Annotated in this window: 22 protein-coding genes; 11 read left to right on the forward strand and 11 right to left on the reverse strand. The window is 72.9% G+C overall.

The genetic code is table 11. From position 1 onward, the window contains the following. Nucleotides 1-29: 29 nt before the first annotated feature. On the reverse strand, nucleotides 30-284 hold the full coding sequence (locus FS825_RS12895; protein WP_144713625.1) for a DUF7218 family protein: 255 nt from the start codon (nucleotides 282-284) through the stop codon (nucleotides 30-32). Nucleotides 285-286: 2 nt separating this feature from the next. Next, on the reverse strand, nucleotides 287-622 hold the full coding sequence (locus FS825_RS12900) for a DUF3140 domain-containing protein (protein ID WP_144713627.1): 336 nt from the start codon (nucleotides 620-622) through the stop codon (nucleotides 287-289). Nucleotides 623-714: 92 nt separating this feature from the next. Here FS825_RS12900 and FS825_RS12905 point away from each other — a divergent pair, with 92 nt between their 5' ends. The 3 genes from FS825_RS12905 (at nucleotide 715) to FS825_RS12910 (ending at nucleotide 2,860) form a co-directional block, all read left to right on the forward strand. Beyond that, entirely contained in the window at nucleotides 715-1,614 is a 900-nt protein-coding gene (locus FS825_RS12905) for an SDR family oxidoreductase (RefSeq protein WP_144713629.1), read from the forward strand. A 65-nt stretch (nucleotides 1,615-1,679) separates the two neighbouring features. After that, nucleotides 1,680-1,817, forward strand: coding sequence for a hypothetical protein (locus FS825_RS18675; RefSeq protein ID WP_186377229.1), 138 nt, complete (start codon nucleotides 1,680-1,682; stop codon nucleotides 1,815-1,817). A gap of 95 nt (nucleotides 1,818-1,912) precedes the next feature. Then, nucleotides 1,913-2,860 (forward strand): methyltransferase family protein, encoded by a 948-nt coding sequence (locus FS825_RS12910; RefSeq protein ID WP_144713630.1) that lies wholly within the window; start codon nucleotides 1,913-1,915, stop codon nucleotides 2,858-2,860. On the opposite strand, the gene FS825_RS12915 is transcribed toward FS825_RS12910, so the two are convergent. Beyond that, complete coding sequence (locus tag FS825_RS12915) at nucleotides 2,841-3,260, reverse strand: VOC family protein (protein WP_144713632.1); 420 nt, start codon at nucleotides 3,258-3,260, stop codon at nucleotides 2,841-2,843. The genes FS825_RS12910 and FS825_RS12915 overlap by 20 nt on opposite strands. A 140-nt stretch (nucleotides 3,261-3,400) precedes the next feature. Here FS825_RS12915 and FS825_RS12920 point away from each other — a divergent pair, with 140 nt between their 5' ends. From FS825_RS12920 to FS825_RS12930, 3 genes are all read left to right on the forward strand, one after another. Further along, a complete protein-coding gene (locus tag FS825_RS12920; protein ID WP_186377230.1) occupies nucleotides 3,401-5,797 on the forward strand; it encodes an ATP-binding cassette domain-containing protein in 2,397 nt (798 codons plus the stop codon). Nucleotides 5,798-6,093: 296 nt separating this feature from the next. Next, the gene (locus tag FS825_RS12925; RefSeq protein WP_144713634.1) at nucleotides 6,094-6,861 is read left to right on the forward strand and encodes an SDR family NAD(P)-dependent oxidoreductase; all 768 of its coding nucleotides are present in this window, start codon (nucleotides 6,094-6,096) and stop codon (nucleotides 6,859-6,861) included. A 10-nt stretch (nucleotides 6,862-6,871) separates the two neighbouring features. Beyond that, a complete protein-coding gene (locus tag FS825_RS12930) occupies nucleotides 6,872-7,318 on the forward strand; it encodes a VOC family protein (RefSeq protein ID WP_144713636.1) in 447 nt (148 codons plus the stop codon). Here the strand turns inward: FS825_RS12930 and FS825_RS12935 are convergent. The 6 genes from FS825_RS12935 to FS825_RS12960 form a co-directional block, all read right to left on the reverse strand. Beyond that, complete coding sequence (locus FS825_RS12935; protein ID WP_144713638.1) at nucleotides 7,272-7,733, reverse strand: hypothetical protein; 462 nt, start codon at nucleotides 7,731-7,733, stop codon at nucleotides 7,272-7,274. The two genes, FS825_RS12930 and FS825_RS12935, sit on opposite strands and share 47 nt — an antisense overlap. Continuing rightward, nucleotides 7,712-8,287, reverse strand: coding sequence for a hypothetical protein (locus FS825_RS12940; protein ID WP_144713640.1), 576 nt, complete (start codon nucleotides 8,285-8,287; stop codon nucleotides 7,712-7,714). The genes FS825_RS12935 and FS825_RS12940 overlap by 22 nt, the downstream gene beginning before the upstream one ends. 108 nt (nucleotides 8,288-8,395) lie before the next feature. After that, complete coding sequence (pucL, locus tag FS825_RS12945) at nucleotides 8,396-9,334, reverse strand: factor-independent urate hydroxylase (protein ID WP_144713642.1); 939 nt, start codon at nucleotides 9,332-9,334, stop codon at nucleotides 8,396-8,398. Nucleotides 9,335-9,338: 4 nt separating this feature from the next. Next, nucleotides 9,339-9,671 (reverse strand): hydroxyisourate hydrolase, encoded by a 333-nt coding sequence (gene uraH, locus FS825_RS12950; protein WP_144713644.1) that lies wholly within the window; start codon nucleotides 9,669-9,671, stop codon nucleotides 9,339-9,341. After that, on the reverse strand, nucleotides 9,668-10,162 hold the full coding sequence (uraD, locus tag FS825_RS12955) for a 2-oxo-4-hydroxy-4-carboxy-5-ureidoimidazoline decarboxylase (RefSeq protein ID WP_144713646.1): 495 nt from the start codon (nucleotides 10,160-10,162) through the stop codon (nucleotides 9,668-9,670). Before uraD ends, uraH begins: the two co-directional genes overlap by 4 nt. A 201-nt stretch (nucleotides 10,163-10,363) precedes the next feature. Next, the gene (locus FS825_RS12960; protein WP_144713648.1) at nucleotides 10,364-11,662 is read right to left on the reverse strand and encodes an amidohydrolase family protein; all 1,299 of its coding nucleotides are present in this window, start codon (nucleotides 11,660-11,662) and stop codon (nucleotides 10,364-10,366) included. 121 nt (nucleotides 11,663-11,783) lie between these two features. Between FS825_RS12960 and FS825_RS12965 the strand changes: the two genes are divergently transcribed. Next, nucleotides 11,784-13,181, forward strand: coding sequence for an amidohydrolase family protein (locus FS825_RS12965; RefSeq protein WP_144713650.1), 1,398 nt, complete (start codon nucleotides 11,784-11,786; stop codon nucleotides 13,179-13,181). 36 nt (nucleotides 13,182-13,217) lie between these two features. Here the strand turns inward: FS825_RS12965 and FS825_RS12970 are convergent, their stop codons facing one another. Then, nucleotides 13,218-14,171, reverse strand: coding sequence for a PDR/VanB family oxidoreductase (locus tag FS825_RS12970; protein WP_260981162.1), 954 nt, complete (start codon nucleotides 14,169-14,171; stop codon nucleotides 13,218-13,220). Further along, entirely contained in the window at nucleotides 14,168-14,782 is a 615-nt protein-coding gene (locus tag FS825_RS12975; RefSeq protein ID WP_144713652.1) for a helix-turn-helix domain-containing protein, read from the reverse strand. Before FS825_RS12975 ends, FS825_RS12970 begins: the two co-directional genes overlap by 4 nt. A gap of 155 nt (nucleotides 14,783-14,937) precedes the next feature. Between FS825_RS12975 and FS825_RS12980 the strand changes: the two genes are divergently transcribed. The 4 genes from FS825_RS12980 (at nucleotide 14,938) to FS825_RS12995 (ending at nucleotide 19,150) form a co-directional block, all read left to right on the forward strand. Beyond that, complete coding sequence (locus FS825_RS12980) at nucleotides 14,938-16,200, forward strand: amidohydrolase family protein (RefSeq protein WP_144713654.1); 1,263 nt, start codon at nucleotides 14,938-14,940, stop codon at nucleotides 16,198-16,200. 33 nt (nucleotides 16,201-16,233) lie between these two features. Next, entirely contained in the window at nucleotides 16,234-17,001 is a 768-nt protein-coding gene (locus tag FS825_RS12985) for an ABC transporter ATP-binding protein (RefSeq protein WP_260981163.1), read from the forward strand. Beyond that, nucleotides 17,001-17,864, forward strand: a complete 864-nt coding sequence (locus tag FS825_RS12990; RefSeq protein ID WP_144713656.1) for an ABC transporter permease — start codon at nucleotides 17,001-17,003, stop codon at nucleotides 17,862-17,864. Before FS825_RS12985 ends, FS825_RS12990 begins: the two co-directional genes overlap by 1 nt. 95 nt (nucleotides 17,865-17,959) lie before the next feature. Next, nucleotides 17,960-19,150, forward strand: coding sequence for a substrate-binding domain-containing protein (locus FS825_RS12995; protein ID WP_144713657.1), 1,191 nt, complete (start codon nucleotides 17,960-17,962; stop codon nucleotides 19,148-19,150). Nucleotides 19,151-19,235: the final 85 nt, after the last annotated feature.

The raw sequence follows: 19,235 nt of genomic DNA on the forward strand, positions 1-19,235 counted from the left end.
TCGCATCCGGTCGGGGCCGGACACCGTGGTCAGTGATCCCGCAGCGCCTCGATGAGCTCGGCCTTCCGCTTCGACGAGTACCCGGTCAACCCGAGCTCCTTCGCACGCCGCTTGAGGTCCGCGACGGTCCAGTCGTCGTACGAGCCGGACTCGCCACCCTTCCGGCCGACCGCGGACTTCCCCCGCGCCGCAGCGGCGTTGCTGATCCGCGCCGCCTTCTCCTTCGAGTTGCCCTCCTCGCGGAGTGCCTCGTACATGTCCGGCTTCTTCAGCTGGTCCGGCATGGTCAGCCCTTCTCGGGGTCGTTGCCCCAGTTCATCAGCGAGTACCGCCACGGGGTGTCGTGCACGTCGCCGCTCGGCCGCTGCTCCGAGTGCCGGGCGACGTACCCCACGACCTTCCGCATGTGGGCGTAGTCGTCGTCGGTGTAGTCGCCCTGCTTCTTCTCGAGGATCCGGACGATGTGCCGCCCGCTCTCGTGCCCGGTGGACTCGCCACCGCCGTCGGGCTTCTGGCCGACGGACTTCGACTCGTCCGTGTCGAGCCAGTGCCGGAGCTCCGACGCGGTCATGTTCACCGCACCGTCGAAGTCCGCCCGGGTCTGCTGCTCGTCGTCGCTCATGCCATCACCGAACACCGCACTCCTGGGAACAGCGGACGACCGGCCGGGTTCGCTGGGAACGGACCACCGAACGAAGGACGAGGACGACCCGCATGCCCACCGACCAGTACGAGCCCGCCGACCCGCGCACCCGCTACCCCGACGTCCAGCCGGAGCCGCAGACGCAAGCCGAGCCGGGCCTCCAGTCCGAGATGCGCCCCGTGCCGGACCTGGGCGAGTCCACCTACCGGGGCACCGGTCGCCTCGCCGGACGCAAGGCGCTCATCACCGGCGCGGACTCCGGGATCGGCGGCGCCGTCGCGATCGCGTTCGCGCGTGAGGGCGCCGACGTCGCGCTCGCCTACCTGCCCGAGGAGCAATCCGACGCCGACCACGTCATCGCCGAGATCCGCGCCGCCGGCCGGACCGCGGTGGCGATCCCCGGCGACCTGCGCGACCGCTCCTACGCGACGACGCTCGTCGAGCAGGCGGTCGCCGGCCTCGGTGGGCTGGACGCCCTCGTCAGCGTCGCCGGCAAGCAGCGGTGGCAGCCCGAGGTGGAGGACCTCACCGACGAGCAGTTCGAGGCCACCTTCGACGTCAACGTATTCGGGCTGTTCCGGCTCGTGAAGGCCGCGCTGCCGCACCTGCAGCCCGGCTCGACGATCACCACGACGGCGTCGATGGAGGCGTACCAGCCCGCACCCGACCGCCTCGACTACGCGGCGTCGAAGGGCGCGATCAACAACCTGTCCAAGGGTCTCTCGCAGGCGCTGGTCGAGCGCGGCATCCGCGTCAACATCGTCGCACCGGGGCCGACCTGGACCGTCCTGCAGCCGAGCGGCGGCGTCGACCCGGAGTCCCTGCCGGAGTTCGGCTCCAGCGAGTCGCCGATGGGCCGTGCCGCGCAGCCCGCCGAGCTCGCGCCCGCCTACGTGTTCCTCGCGTCCCACGAGTCCAGCTACGTCGTCGGCGAGACCCTCAACGTGAACGGCGGGATGGTCACCCCGTGACCGATGTGGGAATGGAACGGCCCCGTCGGGTGTCGAACTGATCACCGATCGCGAAGGAGCACACCATGAGCCTCGACCTCCACAAGAGCGCCGCCATCGACGACGAGCGCACCTGCCTGCCGACGACCACCGTCTCGGTCCTGCACGACGAGCGCAAGCCGTCCTTCGGACGCTGGCTCGGCCAGATCAACCGTCAGGACTGATCTGGACGTTCCTGGATGACGGACTGGAGGCGCGGTGCCAGCTGGCACCGCGCCTCCCGTCCGTCACAGCGTCACCACGCTGCTAGCGTGCAGCCATGTCGTGGGGCCGCTGGTACTTCGCGCTCCAGGCCGTCGGCGGAGCAGCCTCGTGGATCGCGGTCTTCACGATCCCCGCGGTGCAGACCGCGACGCTCGGGTCCCTGCAGCCGTTCCTCGTCGCCCTGGCGGACGTCCCGCTGTTCGTCGTGGCCTCCGCCCTCGCCGCCGCCGGGGTCCGAGCCGCTGCGGTCGTGACCACGATCTGGACGGCCGCGGTGGCCGTGGCCCTCGCGACGTGGGCGACCGTCACGACCGAGGCGGGGATCGGCGTGCTCATCATGACCGGCGCCGCCGTCGGGTCCGTGCTCGCGCTCTCCCTGGTCCTGCTCGGCCGGGTGCCAACCGAGTGGGTGGCGAGCGGACCGCTGCGCTTCCGGACGGCCGACCCGGAAGCCGCACGCCGACGCCACGTGCTCGGCACCGTCGTGCAGATCGTCGTGTTCTGGGGACTGTTCCTCGGGGTGTTCCCGCTCGTCATCGCGTTCGCCGAGCGCCGGTGGCAGCTGCACCCCGACCTCCCCGGACCGGTGTCCGTGGCGTCCGTCGTGACCGGCGCCGTCGTCCTCGTCGCCGCCAGCGCGCTCGGCATCGCGTCCGCGGCTGCCATGAGCACCCAGGGCGCCGGGACACCGCTGCCGTCCGCGATGCCGAACCGGCTCGTCGTCGCCGGGCCGTACCGGTCCGTGCGGAACCCGATGGCGCTCGCCGGGATCACCCAGGGCGTCGCCGTCGGACTGCTCCTGACGTCGTGGATGATCGTCGTCTACGCCCTCGCCGGGTCCATCGTGTGGAACTGCGTCGTCCGGCCGCTCGAGGAAGCGGACCTCGAGCACCGCTTCGGCGACGACTTCCGCCGCTACGCCGAACGGGTGCGGTGCTGGGTGCCGCGGTGGCCGATCCCGGCGAGTGCGCCCGTCGAGGCCCTCAGTCCCCCGCGCCGCTGATGTTGACGAGCCACGTCACACCGAAGCGGTCGGTGACCATGCCGAACGTGTCCCCCCACGGTGCCTTCGTGAGCGGCTCGATGACGGTCTTCGCGTCGTCCGCGAGGCCGTTCCAGTAGCGGGTGAGGGCTTCCTCGTCGTCGCCGCTGAGGGACACCGAGATGTTGCTGACGTCGGGGCCCTCCATCCCCGTCGGGGCGTCGGAGGCCATGAGCAGCAGGCCGTTCTCGCCCTCGAGCTGCCCGTGCATGACCTTGTCGGCGTCGGCCGGGTCCTGGGCCATGCCGGCCTCGCCGAACGTGCTGATCGTCACGTCGCCGCGGAACACCGCGTGGTAGAAGTCGAGGGCCGCGCGAGCCTGGTCGCGGAAGCCGATGTAGGGGTTGAGGCGGACGGTCATGGTGCGCTCCTCGGTGGTGGTGCACGGGCGTCGTCGTCCGTGTCGCGCCCATCGTCCCAGAGCAGGCGGTGGTGCGGAAGACCATGACGGGGCAGCGGCGGCGCGGCGGCGTCCAGGCGCCCCCGCCTAGCATCGGGAGGATGCCCGCCCCACGTCCCGACGAGTTCATCCGCGTCCGCGGCGCCCACGAGCACAACCTGCGGGGCGTCGACGTCGACATCCCCCGCGACCGCATCGTCGCCTTCACCGGCGTCTCCGGCTCGGGCAAGTCCTCGCTCGCGTTCGGCACCGTCTTCGCCGAGGCGCAACGCCGCTTCCTCGAGTCCGTCGCCCCGTACGCCCGACGGCTCATCGCGCAGGGCTCCACCCCGCACGTCGACTCCATCACCGGGCTCCCGCCAGCGGTCGCCCTCCAGCAGCGTCGCGGCGCACCGAGCGCCCGCTCTACGGTCGGCACCCTCACGACCCTGTCGAACTCGATGCGCATGCTGTTCTCCCGCGCGGGCACCTACCCCGCCGGGGCCGAGCGGCTCGAGTCCGACTCGTTCTCGCCGAACACCGCGGCCGGGGCGTGCCCGCGCTGCCACGGGCTCGGGACCGCTCACGAGGTCACCGAGGCGTCCGCCGTGCACGACGACACGTTGAGCATCCGCGACGGCGCGATCACCGCGTGGCCCGGTGCCTGGCAGGGCAAGAACCTCCGCGACGTCACCGCCGTGCTCGGCTACGACATCGAACGGCCGTGGCGCGAACTCCCCCGGGCGGACCGCGACTGGCTGCTGTTCACCGAGGAGCAGCCGGTGGTCGAGGTGCACCCGAAGCGGGACCGCGTGGCGAAGCCGTACCGCGGCCGGTTCTGGAGCGCCCGGCAGTACGTCATGCACACGCTCGCGGACTCCCAGAGCGAGGCGCAGCGCACGAAGGCGCTGCAGTACGTCGAGTCCGGGCCGTGCGGGCTCTGCGGGGGCACCGGGCTCACCCGGCCCGCCCTCGCGGTGACGATCGGCGGGCACGGCATCGCCGACCTCAACGCCCTGCCGCTCACGGCCCTCGCCGACGTTCTCCGCCCGATCGCCGCGATCACCGACCCGTCGGCGGCCACCTCGCGCGCGTCCTCCGGGGAGCACACCGAGGTGGCGGTCGCGATCGCCGGGGACCTCGTCGCCCGCGTGGACGTCCTCGTCGGTCTCGGGCTCGGGTACCTCTCGCTCGACCGGTCGACGCCGACGCTCTCCCCCGGCGAGACGCAGCGGCTCCGGATCGCGACGCAGCTCCGCTCGGGGCTGTTCGGCGTGGTCTACGTGCTCGACGAACCGAGCGCCGGGCTGCACCCCGCCGACGCGGAGTCGCTCGTGCAGGTGCTCGACGACCTCCGCGCGGGCGGCAACAGCGTGTTCGTGGTCGAGCACGACATGAGCATCGTCCGGCGGGCCGACTGGATCGTCGACGTGGGCCCCGGTGCCGGGTCGGGCGGCGGCACCGTCCTCTACAGCGGACCGGTGGACGGGCTCGCCGACGTGGAGGCGTCCGTCACCCGCCGCTACCTGCACCCGACAGCCCCGGCCGAGCGTCGCGAGCCCCGGGTCCCCGTCGACACGCTCCGGCTCCGCGACGTGACGCGGCACAACCTCCGCGGGCTCGACGTCGACGTGCCGCTCGGGGTGCTCACCGCCGTCACCGGGGTGAGCGGGTCCGGCAAGTCGTCGCTCGTCGGCGGGGTCCTCGCCGCCGAGGCCGCCGCGCACCCGCTCGTGACCCGGGTCGTCCAGGTCGACCAGAAGCCGATCGGGCGCACGCCGCGGTCGAACCTCGCGACGTACACCGGGCTGTTCGACGCCGTCCGGCAGGCCTTCGCCGCGACCGACGCCGCCCGGGAGCGCGGCTGGTCCGCCGGCCGGTTCTCGTTCAACGTCGCCGGCGGTCGCTGCGAGGTCTGCCAGGGCGAGGGCTCGGTCTCCGTCGAGCTCCTGTTCCTGCCCGGCAGCTGGGCGCCCTGCCCGGAGTGCCACGGCTCGCGTTACACCGCCGAGACGCTCGAGGTGCACTGGAACGGTGCGTCGATCGCCGACGTCCTGGCGATGACGGTCGACGAGGCCGCGCCCTTCCTCGCCGAGCTCCCCGCCGCCGCCAGGGGCCTCGAGACCCTGCGACAGGTCGGCCTCGGCTACCTCCGACTCGGCCAGCCCGCCCCCGAGCTGTCCGGCGGCGAGGCGCAGCGCATCAAGCTCGCGACCGAACTCCAGCGGGCACGGTCCGGGCACACCGTGTACCTGCTCGACGAGCCCACCACCGGGCTCCACCCGGCCGACGTCGAGCTCCTGGCCGAGCAGCTCGCGCGACTCACCGACGCGGGCAACACGGTCGTGGTCGTCGAGCACGCGATGGACGTGGTCGCCGCCGCCGACCACGTGATCGACATGGGTCCGGCCGGCGGGGACGAAGGTGGCCGGGTGGTCGCCGCCGGCACGCCGGCCGAGGTGGCGGCGTCCGCCACGAGCCGGACCGCTCCCTACCTGCGGGCGCAGCTGGGGACCTGAACCGGACCGTGCGTCGGACTGGAGGCGCGGTGCGGGCCCGCCCCGCGCCTCCCGTCCGTCGCCCACTCGGCTGAGTGGCCATCACCTTTCATCCCTCCGGTGGATGCGCGCGGGCCGGCTCCGGCGCGAGAGTGGTGGTGTGCGGGGAGTCCGGTCGTCCGCGACCGCGGTCGTGGGGGCCGCGGTCGCGACGCGCCGGTCGGACCGTCACCGGTCCGCGGCGCCCTGACCGCGTGCGGCAGGATGGCACCGGCGACGACGCACACGGCGTGGCCGCCGTGACCGAAGGACCGCCGATGTCGAGCACCACCCTGTCCGGATCCGTCGCCCTGGTGACCGCCGCCTCCCGTGGGATCGGGCGTGCGATCGCCCTCGACCTCGCCGAGCACGGGGCCGACGTCGCCCTCGGCGTGCGCGACCCGGACGCTGCGCCGACCATCGCACTCGCCGACGAGGTCCGTGCGCTCGGCCGGCGGGTGACCGTCGTCCCGATGGACGTGACCGACCTCGCCGCGTGCCGGGTGGCGATCGACGCCGTCGTCGACGAACTCGGCACCATCGACGTGCTCGTCAACAACGCCGGCGGTGGCATCGTCGAGGACGCCCTCGACGTGACCGAGGAGCACTTCGACGCCGTCTGGGCGCTCACCACGAAGTCGGCGTTCTTCATCTCGCAGCACGTCGCGAAGCACATGCGGAGCGCCGGGGGCGGCTCGATCGTGAACATCGCCTCGCAGGCCGGCCTCGTCGCACTCCCCGGTGAGTCCGCCTACTGCACGAGCAAGGCCGCGGTGATCCACCTGACGAAGTGCCTGGCCGTCGAGTGGGGGCAGTACGGGATCCGGGTGAACGCCGTCGCGCCGACCTTCATCGAGACCGACGGCACCGAGCCTGCACTGTCCGACGATGCCTTCCGAGCGGACACGGTCGAGCGGATCGCGGCGCTGCACCGGATCGGCCAGCCGCGCGAGGTCGCAGCCGCCGTGACGTTCCTGGCGGGCGAGGGCGCGTCGCTCATCACCGGGACCGCGCTGCCGATCGACGGCGGGTGGACCGCGCGCTAGCGTGCAGCGCATGGGCATCTCGCTGGAGAACGTCGGCATCGCCGTCCGGGACCTCGACGCGACCATCGCGTTCTTCACGGACCTCGGCCTCGAGGTGGTGGGACGGGACGAGGTCAGCGGTTCGTGGGCGGACACCGCGGTCGGCCTCGACGGCAACCACGCCCGGATCGCGATGCTCCGGACGCCCGACGGACACGGGCAGATCGAGCTCTTCGAGTACATCCACCCGGACGCGATCGAGACCGCACCGACGCTGCCCAACGAGATCGGGATGCACCGCGTCGCGTTCTCGGTCGACGACATCGACGCAGCGCTCGCCGTCGTCGCGCGACACGGCTACGGGCCGCTCCGCGGGGTCGCCGACCACCAGGGCGTCTACCGGCTGGCGTACGTGCGCGGGCCGAGCGGGATCATCGTGATGCTCGCGGAAGACCTCCGTCGGCCGAACGGTCAGTGATCGCGGGGGCGTGCAGGTCGACGTAGCGCCGTGCTCGGCGGATCCGCCGGACGGTCAACGGGACCGCCCACACGAGCAGGACGACCATCGCCGCGAGGAACACCTCGGGGAACACGCCGAGGTCTCCGCGGATCGCCGCCGACACGAACTGGAACGCGATCCCGACGTACAGCAGGCCGGTGAAGGCGAGCTGGAACTGCATGGCGACGGGCAGGATCCGGGCGTACCGGACGGCGCCGCGCGCTTCGACCTCGTCGAGCGGGAGGTCCTTGCCCCGCAGCACGACCTTCGCGAACCGGCGGAGGCGCCCGAGGTCGCGACCGCCGGCATCCCGGAGTGCACGGTTGAACGGCAGCGCGACGATGACCGTCGCGAGCGCCGTCGCGGTGAACGTCAGCTGCCCGGCGACCAGCACGGCCTCGGTGAGCCCGGTCCCCCGTGGTCGCCCAGCGCGGCCAGGAGGGCGGCGCCGATCGACGCCAGGACGGCTGCGACGACGAAGGTCACCCCGATCTTGACGATCTTGCGCCGGACGACCGCGGCGTCCGGGAGCGAGGGGTCCGGGTCGACCTCGATCGGCCGCTCGGTGCGGCGGAACAGCGCCCCGAGGGGTCGCGCGACGACGAGGAGCACCGCGGCGCCGAGCACCAGCACCGCGGGCGCCCACAGCGGCGCCCCCGCGGAGATCGCCGCGAGGACGACGAACACGGCCGCGACGACGTCGAGCGCCACGACGCCGACGAGCCACCACCGCAGGTACTGCCGGCTGCCCGCCGACGTCCGGTGGTCGAAGTACGCCGCGAAGGACCCGATGACGAGTGGTCCCACCACGAGGAACGGCGAGGTGAACGCCGTCGCGAGCAGCAACCCGCGCGGCACGTCCTGGAAGGTGAGGCCCACCAGGAGGCCAGCCCCCAGGGACAGCGCGGTGCTCGTGATGATGGTGAGCAGGTAGGCAAGCACGCGCATGGGGCTCCTCCGGGGCGTCGTCGACGACCCCATCCTGGCGCTGCGCGTCCGCCCTCCGCCCGAACCGTGCGGTTCCCCGCAACACCGATGGGTGCGACGGCCCCGACGTCAGACGAAGCCGGGCAGTGACACCCAGGCTGCTGGTGCGTCCTCGACCCCGTCCCGGACGACCGTCCCGGCGATGAGCCCGTACGGCCGGTCCGCGGCGTAGAAGACCTCGCCCGGGTTGTCGAGTCCGAACGGGGACAGGTCGACCAGGAAGTGGTGCTTGTTCGGCATCGCGAACCGGACCTCGGCGATCTCGGGGAAGGCCTCGATCGCGGTCCGGCCCATCGCGAACAGCGTCTGCTGCAGTGCGAGCGAGTGGAGGTCCGCGAACGTCGCGAGCATCGTGTCGAGTACCCCGGCGTACACGGCGTCGTAGTCGATGCCCGCCTCGACGGCCGACGGCAGGTAGCGCCACCGGGCGGTCACCGAGGTCGCGAGGATCCGGTCGTCCGTCTCACCGAGCGTCGTGTAGCCGTCGCGCGGGAAGCCGTGGAACTCGCTCCCGGTCGACTTGAGCACGGTGAGGTCGGTCACGCCGGCCACGACGTGCACGTCGTCGCCGTCGAGCTGGACGACCGCGGTGCGCGTCCCCCGTCCGGCGCGCACGAACGCGTGGTCGTGCTCCTGGCCGTCGACGGCGATGCGCTCCCAGGCGTGCTGCTCGGCCGACAGCGTCGCTCCGTCGTACCAGTCGAACGCGGTGGTGAAGTGACGGCCGACGCGGAGCAGGAACTCCTCCGGGGTGTGCACGCCGTGCTCCCGGGCGAAGGCGTAGACGACGTTCTTCTGGGTGTCGGTGGCGACGACCTTGGCGTTGTCGCCGTCGGTGTACGAGTCGGCGAGGGCGGCACCGCGGAGCTGCGTCGTGACGGTGAGGTCCTCGATCTCGTGCCGAGGAGTGTCCCGGGTGACGCGGACCAGGCGGACCTCGGCCTTGCCGTACTGGTTCGCGCCGAGGTGCACGGTGGAGGTCGTGGTGGCGGTGGACGTGGCGGACATGGGGTCAGCTCCCTCGGTAGGTGGAGTAGGCGAACGGACTGAGGAGCAGCGGGACGTGCAGGTGCCGGTCCGCGTCCTCGGTGGTGACGTGGAAGGTGACGTCGACGCGCGGGTGGAAGGCGGTGGTGCCGAGCGCGGACCAGTACGGCTCGGTGGCGAACGACAGCGTCCAGGCCCCGGGGGCGAGGCGATCCGGGCCGAGGTCGCCGATCCGGCCGTCGTCGTCCGTGGTGCCGCGGGCGACGATCACCCCGTCGCGGTCGCTCAGCGTCACGGCGATGCCCGCCGCCGGCCGGCCGTGGGTGGTGTCGAGCACGTGGGTGGTGCAGTGGCTCACGCGAGGGTCCTCTCGATCCGGAGCAGGGCGATCGCGCGGAGCTCGTCGGCGACCTCGGCGCGTTCGGCGGCGTCGTCGTTCGCGAGCCGGCGGCGGAGTTCGACGAGGATCTCGGCGGCCGAGCGACCGGCGGCGCGGACGAGGAACACCCGGTCGAACCGTGCCTCGTAGGCGGCGTTCCCCTCACGGATCGCTGCGGCCGTCTCGGGGTCGGCGTCGGCGGAGGACGACTGTTCCGTCCGGGACGCCGCGGCCGAGGCTCCGGAGCCGGTCGGGCGGTCGCCGATGCGCGGGTGGTCCGCCAGTGCGGCTGCGACCTCGTCGTCCGTCCAGGAGCGTGCGAGGCGATCGGCAGTCGCCACGAGGGCGTCGACCGAGTCGTACGGCCGTCCCGCGACGAGGGTGTCCGCCCAGCGCGGCACGGCGGCCCACGTCATGGCGAGGGCGCGGGCGTCGGCGACGTCGAGCCGGTCGAGGTCGGAGAGGTCCATGTCCGGAGGATGGCAGCCGCGTGTTTCGGCCGTGTCTCCGGCGGGTGACGGGCGGTCGCACGGGGCGCTCGTCGTGCCGGGCGGTTCCGGGCGTACCAGGCGGAAACGGGCGTACCTGGTCGAAACTTTCGACCAGGTACGCCCGAATCGACCAGGTACGCCCGATTCGCCCAGGCAGGCGCGGGCGCGGCGGGCGCGCGCTCAGGCCCCCGCGGGCGTCCGCCGCAGCCGCTCGCCGAGGCGGGCCGCCAGCTCGCGCTCGTCGGCCGACACGAGCCGACCGTCCCGGACCACGACCCGGCCCCCGACGACGACGTGCTTCGGGCGGCGCCCCGGCGACGCCCAGAGGAGCCCCGCGACCGGGTCGTCGACGCCCGCGTCCGCGACCCCGGACACGTCCCAGACGCACAGGTCCCCGGCACTCCCGGCGCCGAGGTGCCCGAGCTCGGGGCGACCGAGCCCGAGCGCCGACCCCTCGGTGGCCATGCCGAGCACCTGGCGCGCCGGGAGCTGCGGGCCGACGAGCGCGGAGACCTGCATCGCGAGCCGGGCGTCCGCGAGCAGGTGCCCGGCGTCGTTGCTGCCGCCGCCGCTCGTGCCGAGGCCGACGGTCACGCCGGCCTCGGCGAGCCGGGCGACCGGTGCGACGCCCCACCCCATCGGCACGTCGCACCCGGGCGCGTGCGTCGCCGTGACGCCGGCCGCGGCGAGGCGCGCGATCTCGTCGTCGGTGACGTCGCAGAGGTGCGCGACGGTGACGTCCGGGGCGAGCCAGCCCCACTCCTCGAGGAGGTCGAGCGGCCGGCGCCCGTACCGCTCGAGCGCGATCGCGGTGTCGACCTGCTCGTTCGCCTGGGTCCGGCGGCGGAGGCCGTGCCGGGCCGCGACCTCGCCGAGCGCCCGGAACGTCGCCTCGCCGTCGGAGTGCACGCCCGCGGGCCCGACGGCGACCTGGAGTCGGCCGTCGGGGTCGACTCCCCCGACCGCACCGTCCCCGAGGAGCCCGGTCACGATCGCCGACGCCGACTCCGCTGCGCGGTCCGGGTCGTCCCGCGCCGAGCCGCGCACGAACACGAGCCGCCCGCCGAGTCCGCGGACCGCGTCCACGGTCGCCGCCGCGAGCGCGACGGTGTCGTCGGCTGCAGCGTCCGCGGGCCAGTTGAGGTGGTGGTCGGCGATCGTCGTCACCCCGGACAGGAGGCCCTCCGCGGCTCCGACGGCAGCGGCCAGTCCGTAGAGCTCGGGATCGTGTCCGACCCGCCCGTACGCGCCGGCCATCACGGGCAGCCAGTCGGCCATCGGGACGCCGCGGGTGCCGGGGAGCGTCCGGAACGCGGTCTGCAGGAGGTGGTGGTGCGCGTTGACGAGGCCGGCCGTCACGACGCAGCCGGTCGCGTCGAGGGTGGTGGGGACGTCGTTCCCGTCGTCGACGACGACGTCGCCGTCGCGTTCGGTGCGGGGGTCGACGAGGACGCGGCGGGCGCCGGTGACGGTCAGCATGGGTGCGTTTGTAGCACCCGGCTGTTTCCGGCCCGTGACGAGCGTGCCGACCGGGGCGGCGGGCGCACGCGGGTAACGCCGCGGAAACACCCGCGGAACACGCGGACCCTAGGTTCGCCCCATGTCACGAACCCTGATCAGAGCCGGCTGGGTGCTCACCGCCGCGCCGGAGTCCTCCGCCACCCCCGCCGCGATCCGCGACGGGGCCGTCCTCCTCGACGGGGACCGGGTCGCTGCCGTGGGCACGTACGCCGAGCTGCACGCCGAGCACCCCGACGCGGTCGTCCGGGGCGGGGCGCACGACGTCGTGACACCGGGCTTCGTGAACACGCACGGGCACTTCAGCGAGGGCCTCATCACCGGCATCGGCTCGCAGTACACGCTCTGGGAGTGGCTGAACGCCCTCGTCGGACGGGTGAACCCCGTGATGACCCGGGACAAGGCGTACGCGGGCACGATGCTGCAGGGCATCCAGATGCTCCGGAGTGGCGTGACCACCGCCAACGACATGTTCTGCTCCGACCCGATCCCGGGCGAGCCGGCGACGCCGGGGGTCGTGCAGGCGCTCGAGGAGCTCGGGCTGCGCGGCGTGGTCTCGTTCGGGTCGGGCGACGTCGACCGCGGCTTCGGTCCGACGCCGATCCTCGAGGAGTTCGATGCCCTGCGTGAGGCAGCCGACGCCAGCCGGTACAGCTCGTTCCGGGTCGGGATGTCCTCGATCGGCCGGTACACCGACGCCGCGTGGGAGGAGCACATCGGCTACGCGGTCGACGGCGGCCATGGCATCCACGTGCACATCCAGGAGGTCCGCGAGGAGGTCACCGCGGCACGGCAGCGCACCGGGAAGACGGTCGTCGGGCACGCCGAGGCGACGGGTATGTTCCGCGTCCCGGTGATCGCCGCGCACAGCGTCTGGGTGGACCGCGACGACCGCGAGCGCTACGCGGCGAACGGCGTCGGCGTCGCGCACAACCCGGTCGCGAACGGCATCCTGGCGAGCGGCATCGCCCCGGTCGCCGAGCTCCGCGCGCTCGGGATCCCGGTCGGCATCGGCGTGGACGGTCCGGCGTCGAACGACTCGCAGGACTTCCTGCAGGCGATGAAGACCGCGGCGATCCTGGCCCGGGTGCGGGACCTGCAGGCCACCGCGATGAGCGCTCGGGAGGCATTCGAGATGGGCACGATCGGCGGCGCCGCGGCGCTCCGGATGGACGACGAGATCGGGTCGCTCGAGCCCGGGAAGCGTGCGGACCTGGTCGTGTTCGACGGCGAGAGCCCCACGCTCGCGAACGTCCACGACCCGTACCAGGCGGTGGTGTTCGTCGCGGGGAGCCGCGAGGTGAAGGACGTCTGGGTGGACGGCGAGCTGAGCCTGGCCGACTTCGAGGTCACCCGCGTCGACGTCCGGGAGGCCGTGGCACGGGCCCGGCCGCTCGCCCGGCAGCTCGTCGCCGAGGCCGGGCTGGAGCGCCTGTCCGCACTGACCGGCGCCCCGCTCGACGACACCGAGCAGCCGTAGCCCCGAGCGGGTCGGTCGGCACTGCCGGCCGACCCGCTACAGCTCGAGCACCAGGCGCGGGCAGCCCCGACGGGCGCGGGAGACGCAGACCATCATCGTGCGGTCGTCGGCCTGCTCCGCCGGGCTGAGCACGGTGTCGCGGTGCTCGACGGCTCCCTCGAGCACGGGGGTCTCGCACGTGCCGCACGTGCCCTCCCGGCAGGACGACAGCACGAAGGCGCCGGCTTCCTCGGCGACCTCGAGCACCGTGCGGTCCGCAGGCACGGTGACGGTCACGCCGGTGACGGCGAGCTCGACCTCGAACGCCTCCCCCGGGGCGTCCGCGTCGGCCGCGGGTTCGAACCGCTCGACGCGGACGCTGCCGGTCGGCCAGTGCGCCGCAGCGGCCTCGACGGCGTCCATCAGCCGCCGCGGGCCGCAGCAGTACACGACCGCGTCGCGGGGGTCGGCGAGCAGCGCGTCGACGTCGAGCCGGGTGCCCTCGTCGGCGACCGCGATCTCGACGCGGTCCGGGTGTTCCGCGACGAGTTCCGCGGCGAACGGCATCCGCGCGCGACTCCGGCCGGCGTAGTGCAGCTCCCACGGCGTGCCGGCCGCCTCGGCTGCGGCGATCATGGCGCGGATCGGGGTGATGCCGATGCCGCCGGCGACGAAGACCGCCGGTCGCTGGGGGTCGAACCCGAAGTGGTTCCGCGGTCCGCCGACGGTCACCTCGTCGCCGACGCGCAGCGCCTCGTGCACGGCGAGCGAACCGCCGCGCCCCGATGCCTCGCGCAGCACCGCCACGCGCCAGTGCCCGGCGTTGGTCGTGGTCACGAGCGAGTACTGCCGCTCGGTGCCGTCCGCGACCTCGAGGTCGATGTGGGCGCCCGCCTCCCACGCGGGCAGCGCACCGGGTCCGACGGGTGCGAGGTCGAGCGTGACGACGTCCTCGGCCACCGCCTCCCGGCCGGCGATCCGGACCCGGAACCGGTTCGGCACCGCGCTCACGAGGCGGCTCCGGCCCGCGGGGTCTCCTTGACGACGACGAGGTGGAACGCGCTGCCGTCGGCGCTGCACCACCGGTGCCCGGTGCCGCCCCGGTAGTACGCGGAGTCCCCCGGTCCGAGCCGCAGCAGGTCCTGGCCGCGGAGGTCGAGCACGACGTCGCCGGCGAGCACGGTGAGGAATTCGTCCTCCCGGTGCTCGAAGTACTCCCCGAGGTCGGTGTTGTCGCCCTTCCACTCGAGCGGCTCGAACGCGTGCGGGCCGGCGGGCACGAGGAGCCGGGCCTCGCCGCTGGAGAACGGCCCGCGTGCGCCCTCGTCGGCTCGGACGACCTCGGGCCGCCGGTCGTCGGGTTCCCGGCCGGCGGGGGCGCCGGCGGCGAGGAGTTCGACCTGGCTGGTGCCGAGCGCGGCCGCGATCTTCTCGAGCGACACCATGCTCGCGCGGGAGTGCCCGCGTTCGACCTGGCTGAGGAACGGGTGGGACAGGCCGGTGCCGGCGGCGAGCTGCACGAGCGTCATCCGCGCAGCGCGTCGGAGGGCCCGGATGTGCTCGCCGACCCGTCGTGCCTGGTCGTCGACGATCCGGTCGGTCTCGATCATCTCGGTGGGCATCGCGCTCCGATCGGGGGTCAGGGAGGGGCTGGTCGTTCCGTGCTCCGGGGTTCGTCACATCCGGCAACCGGAGCGAAACGAGCGGGAAACACAGCCCACTTAGCATCGTGGATGTTGATGCGATCAACATTCTCACACACGATCGAGAGGGCCCCATGGACTCGTCATCGCCCCGCCCGATCGCCCTCCTGCGGAACGCGCTGCTGCCCGACGGCGGCCTCGTCGACGTCGCGATCGACGGCGGCACCGTCACCGAGGTCGCGCCCGCCGGCCGCCGCACCGCAGCTCCCGAGCGGACCCTCGACCTCGAGGGACGACTCCTCCTCCCCGCCCCGGCCGAGCCGCACGCGCACCTCGACAAGGCCCTCAGCGCCGACCGCATCCGACCGCCGCTCGGCGACCTCGGCTCCGCGATCGCGGCCTGGACCGAGTACGCCACGACCATGACGGTCGACGAGATCGCCGACCGTGCCCGGACCCAGGCGCTCGCGATGCTCGCCACCGGCACCACCGCCGTCCGCACCCACGTCGACGTGCTCAGCGACGGCGGGAGCGCGAGCGTCGCCGACGCCGTCCGCGGAGCACGGGCTCTCGTGCGGGTGCGGGACGAGCTCGCCGACCTCATGGACATCGAGCTCGTCGCGCTCGCCGGACCGCTCGCCCCCGACGAGCACGTCGAGGCCGTGCTCGACCTCGGCGTGGACCTGGTCGGCGGCGCCCCGCACCTCGCGGACGACCCGCACGCCGACGTCGACCGCCTGCTCGCCATCGCCGAGCGGCGCGGCCTCGGCGTGGACCTGCACGCAGACGAGAGCCTCGACGGCCCGGTCACCCTCGACCACTACGCCCGCTCCGTCCGGGACTGGCCGCGGGACCGGCAGTACTCCGCGGGGCACTGCGTCCGGCTCGGCACCCTCGGCGCCGAGCGGCTCGCGGAGGTCGTCGCGGACGTCGCCGCGGCGGACATCGGCGTCATCACGCTGCCGATCACGAACCTGTACCTGCAGGGCTGGCAGCACCCGGTGTCGACGCCGCGCGGCCTCACCGCGATCCGGGCGCTGCTCGACGCCGGCGTCCGGGTCGCCGCCGGCGCCGACAACGTCCGCGACCCGTTCAACCCCGTCGGTCGGAGCGACGCCCTCGAGACCGCGTCCCTCCTCGTGTCGGCCGCCCACCTCACGCCGGACGAGGCGTACGCGATGGTGAGCGACGGCGCCCGGAGCGTGATGGGCCTCCCGCCCGCCGGCGTGTTCCCCGGCGCACGCGCCGACCTGCTCGCCCTGTCGGCCTCGACCGTCACCGACGCCGTGGCCAACGCTCCCGCCGACCGCATCGTGCTCGCCCGCGGTCGCCTCGTCGCCCGGACCGAAGTACGGCGCACCGTCGCCGCGGCCCGGGTCGTCCAACCCGTCGCCTGACCACCCCGACGCCCACCAGAACACGAGGTAGCCGTGACCACCACCGCACCAGCCCCCGTCACCGCGACGGACACGCTGCTCGACTTCCGGAACGTGGAGATGACGTTCCCGAACGGCACGATCGCCCTGCAGGGCGTCGACCTGACCGTCGACCGCGGACAGTTCGTGTCCGTCGTCGGTCCCTCCGGCTGCGGCAAGTCGACCCTGCTCCGGATCGCGTCCGGGCTCGAGACCGCCTCCGACGGATCGGCCGGCGTCGCCGCCGACCGGATCGGGTACGTCTTCCAGGACGCCACGCTCCTGCCCTGGCGCACCGTGCAGGGCAACGTCGAGCTCCTCGCCGAGCTCGGCGGGGTGCCCAAGGCCGAACGCGCCGCGAAGGCGAAGCAGGCGATCGACCTCGTCGGCCTGAACGGCTTCGAGACGAACCTGCCGAAGCAGCTCTCCGGCGGCATGCGGATGCGCGTGTCGCTCGCCCGGTCGCTCACGCTCGATCCCGAGTTGTTCCTGTTCGACGAGCCGTTCGGCGCCCTCGACGAGATCACCCGCGAGCGCCTCAACGACGAGCTCCTCCGGCTCTTCGTCGAGCAGCGCTTCGCCGGGCTCTTCATCACGCACTCGGTCTCCGAGGCCGTGTACCTGTCGACCGAGGTCATCGTCATGTCCGGTCGTCCCGGCGGCGTGGTCGGCCGGTTCGAGGTGCCGTTCCCGATGCCCCGCGACCCCGACATCCGCTTCACCCCGGAGTTCGCCGAACTCGTCGGGAAGGTCTCGCACGCACTCCGAGAGGGGCACCGCTGATGGTCACCGTGCAGGAAGCCACCCAGGCGCGCACCGCACGCGTCGCGGCCCGCCGCGGCCGGACCCGCCGCACGGTGACGTGGTGGCAGCCGCTCGTCGTCCTCGCCGTGCTCGTCGGCGTCTGGTACGCGGCCGCCGCCTACTACGACCACGTCCGGAGCCTGGCGTTCCTCGTGCCGTACCCGCACCTCGTGCTCAAGGCGATCGTGTGGGACACGGACCCGAGCGGCACCGTCACCACCTTCGGCCACGACCTCTGGACGGCGCTCGGACGCACCTCCGTCGTGTCGCTGACCGGGCTCGGCTTCGCGATCGTCATCGGCGTCGCCTGGGCGATGCTCATGGCGCAGGCGAAGTGGCTCGAGAACTCGCTCTACCCGTACGCCGTGATCCTGCAGTGCGTGCCGATCCTCGCACTCGTGCCGCTCATCGGCGCACTGTTCGGGTACGAGTTCGTCAGCCGCGTCATCGTCACGGTGATGATCGCCCTGTTCCCGATGGTGTCGAACACCCTGTTCGGCCTGCAGTCGTCCGACCGGGCGCAGCGCGAGCTCTTCCGGCTCCAGCGCGCCGGCCGCGGGGCCCAGCTCGTGAAGCTCCAGATCCCCTCGGCACTGCCGTCGATCTTCGTCGGCCTGCGCACCTCGGCCGGCCTCTCGGTGATCGGCGCGATCGTCGGCGACCAGTTCTTCCAGCGCGGCAACCCCGGCCTCGGCGTCCTCATCCAGGTGACGGCGTCCCGGCTGATGGGTCCGGAGCTCTACGCGACGATCATCATCGCCTCGCTCTACGGCGTCGCCGTGTTCCTCGTCTTCGGCCTCATCGGTCGCCTCGCCGTCGGGCGCTGGCACGACTTCGGCTGAGCACGACCCCCAGACCAGCTCCACCTCCCACAGCACCAGCACTCCCCTCACCCGACCCCCAGCACCACGAGACCCGCACCACGAACGGAGCACCCATGCGCCTCACGACCCGGATCGGCGTCGCCACCGCAGCGCTCAGCGTCACCGCACTCGCCCTCGCCGGATGTGCGAGCGGCTCGTCCAGCGACACGAGCACCACCGCCGCGGCGAGCAGCGCCTCCGGCCCGGCGATCGACCTGTCGAGCGCCTGCCCGGCCACCGTCGTCGTCCAGACCGACTGGAACCCCGAGGGCGACCACGGCCACCTGTACCAGATGCTCGGCCCGAACCCGACGATCGACGCCTCCGGCAAGACCGTCACCGGCGACCTCTACGCGAACGGCAAGTCCACCGGCGTCAAGCTCGAGATCCGCGCCGGTGGCCCGGCGATCGGCTACTCGACCGTCAGCTCGCAGATGTACCAGGACAAGTCGATCACCCTCGGCTACGTGTCCACCGACGAGGCCGTCCAGTTCTCCGGCAACCTCCCGACCACCGCGGTGTTCGCCGAGAACGACAAGTCGCCGATGGTCATCATGTACGACCCGTCGAAGTACAAGGACGTCAGCAGCATCAAGGCGCTCGGCAAGGATCTCAAGGCCGACGGCGGCGTGGTCCGCTACTTCAACGGCGCCGCGTACATGACGTACCTCCAGGAGAGCGGCACGCTGCCGAAGAGCGTCCTCGACGGCAGCTACGACGGCACCCCGTCGAAGTTCGTCGCCGCGGGCGGCAAGGACGCCCAGCAGGGCTTCGCGACCGCCGAGCCGTACATCTACCAGAACCAGGTCGCGGCCTGGGGCAAGAAGGTCGACTACAAGCTCATCTCGAGCACCGGCTGGAACCCGTACCCCGAGACGATGTCGGTGCGCTCCGGCGACCTGACGAAGCTGACGCCCTGCCTCAAGAAGCTCGTCCCCGTGATGCAGCAGGCGGACGTCGACTACCTCAAGTCCCCGTCGGCGACGAACGACCTCATCACGAAGCTCGTGCAGCAGTACAACAACGGCTGGGCGTACGACTCCAAGGTCGGCGCGTTCGCCGCGAAGCAGATGAAGGACCTCGGTATCGCGACCGACGGCGACAACGGCTACGTCGGCGACCTCGACGACGCCCGCGTCACCGACTTCATCAAGAAGGCCACGCCGATCTTCGACGGGTCCGGCGGCCACGTGGCGTCCGGCCTGACGGCCAGTGACCTCTACACCAACGAGTTCCTCGACAAGAAGATCTCGCTCGGCTACTGAGCCGACCAAACGGCGGACGGGAGGCGCGGCACCAGCCCGTGTCGCGCCTCCCGTCCGCCGTCGACGCACCTCGCACCCCACAGGA

This window comes from Curtobacterium pusillum (genome assembly GCF_007680845.1).
GTDB lineage: Bacteria > Actinomycetota > Actinomycetes > Actinomycetales > Microbacteriaceae > Curtobacterium > Curtobacterium pusillum_B.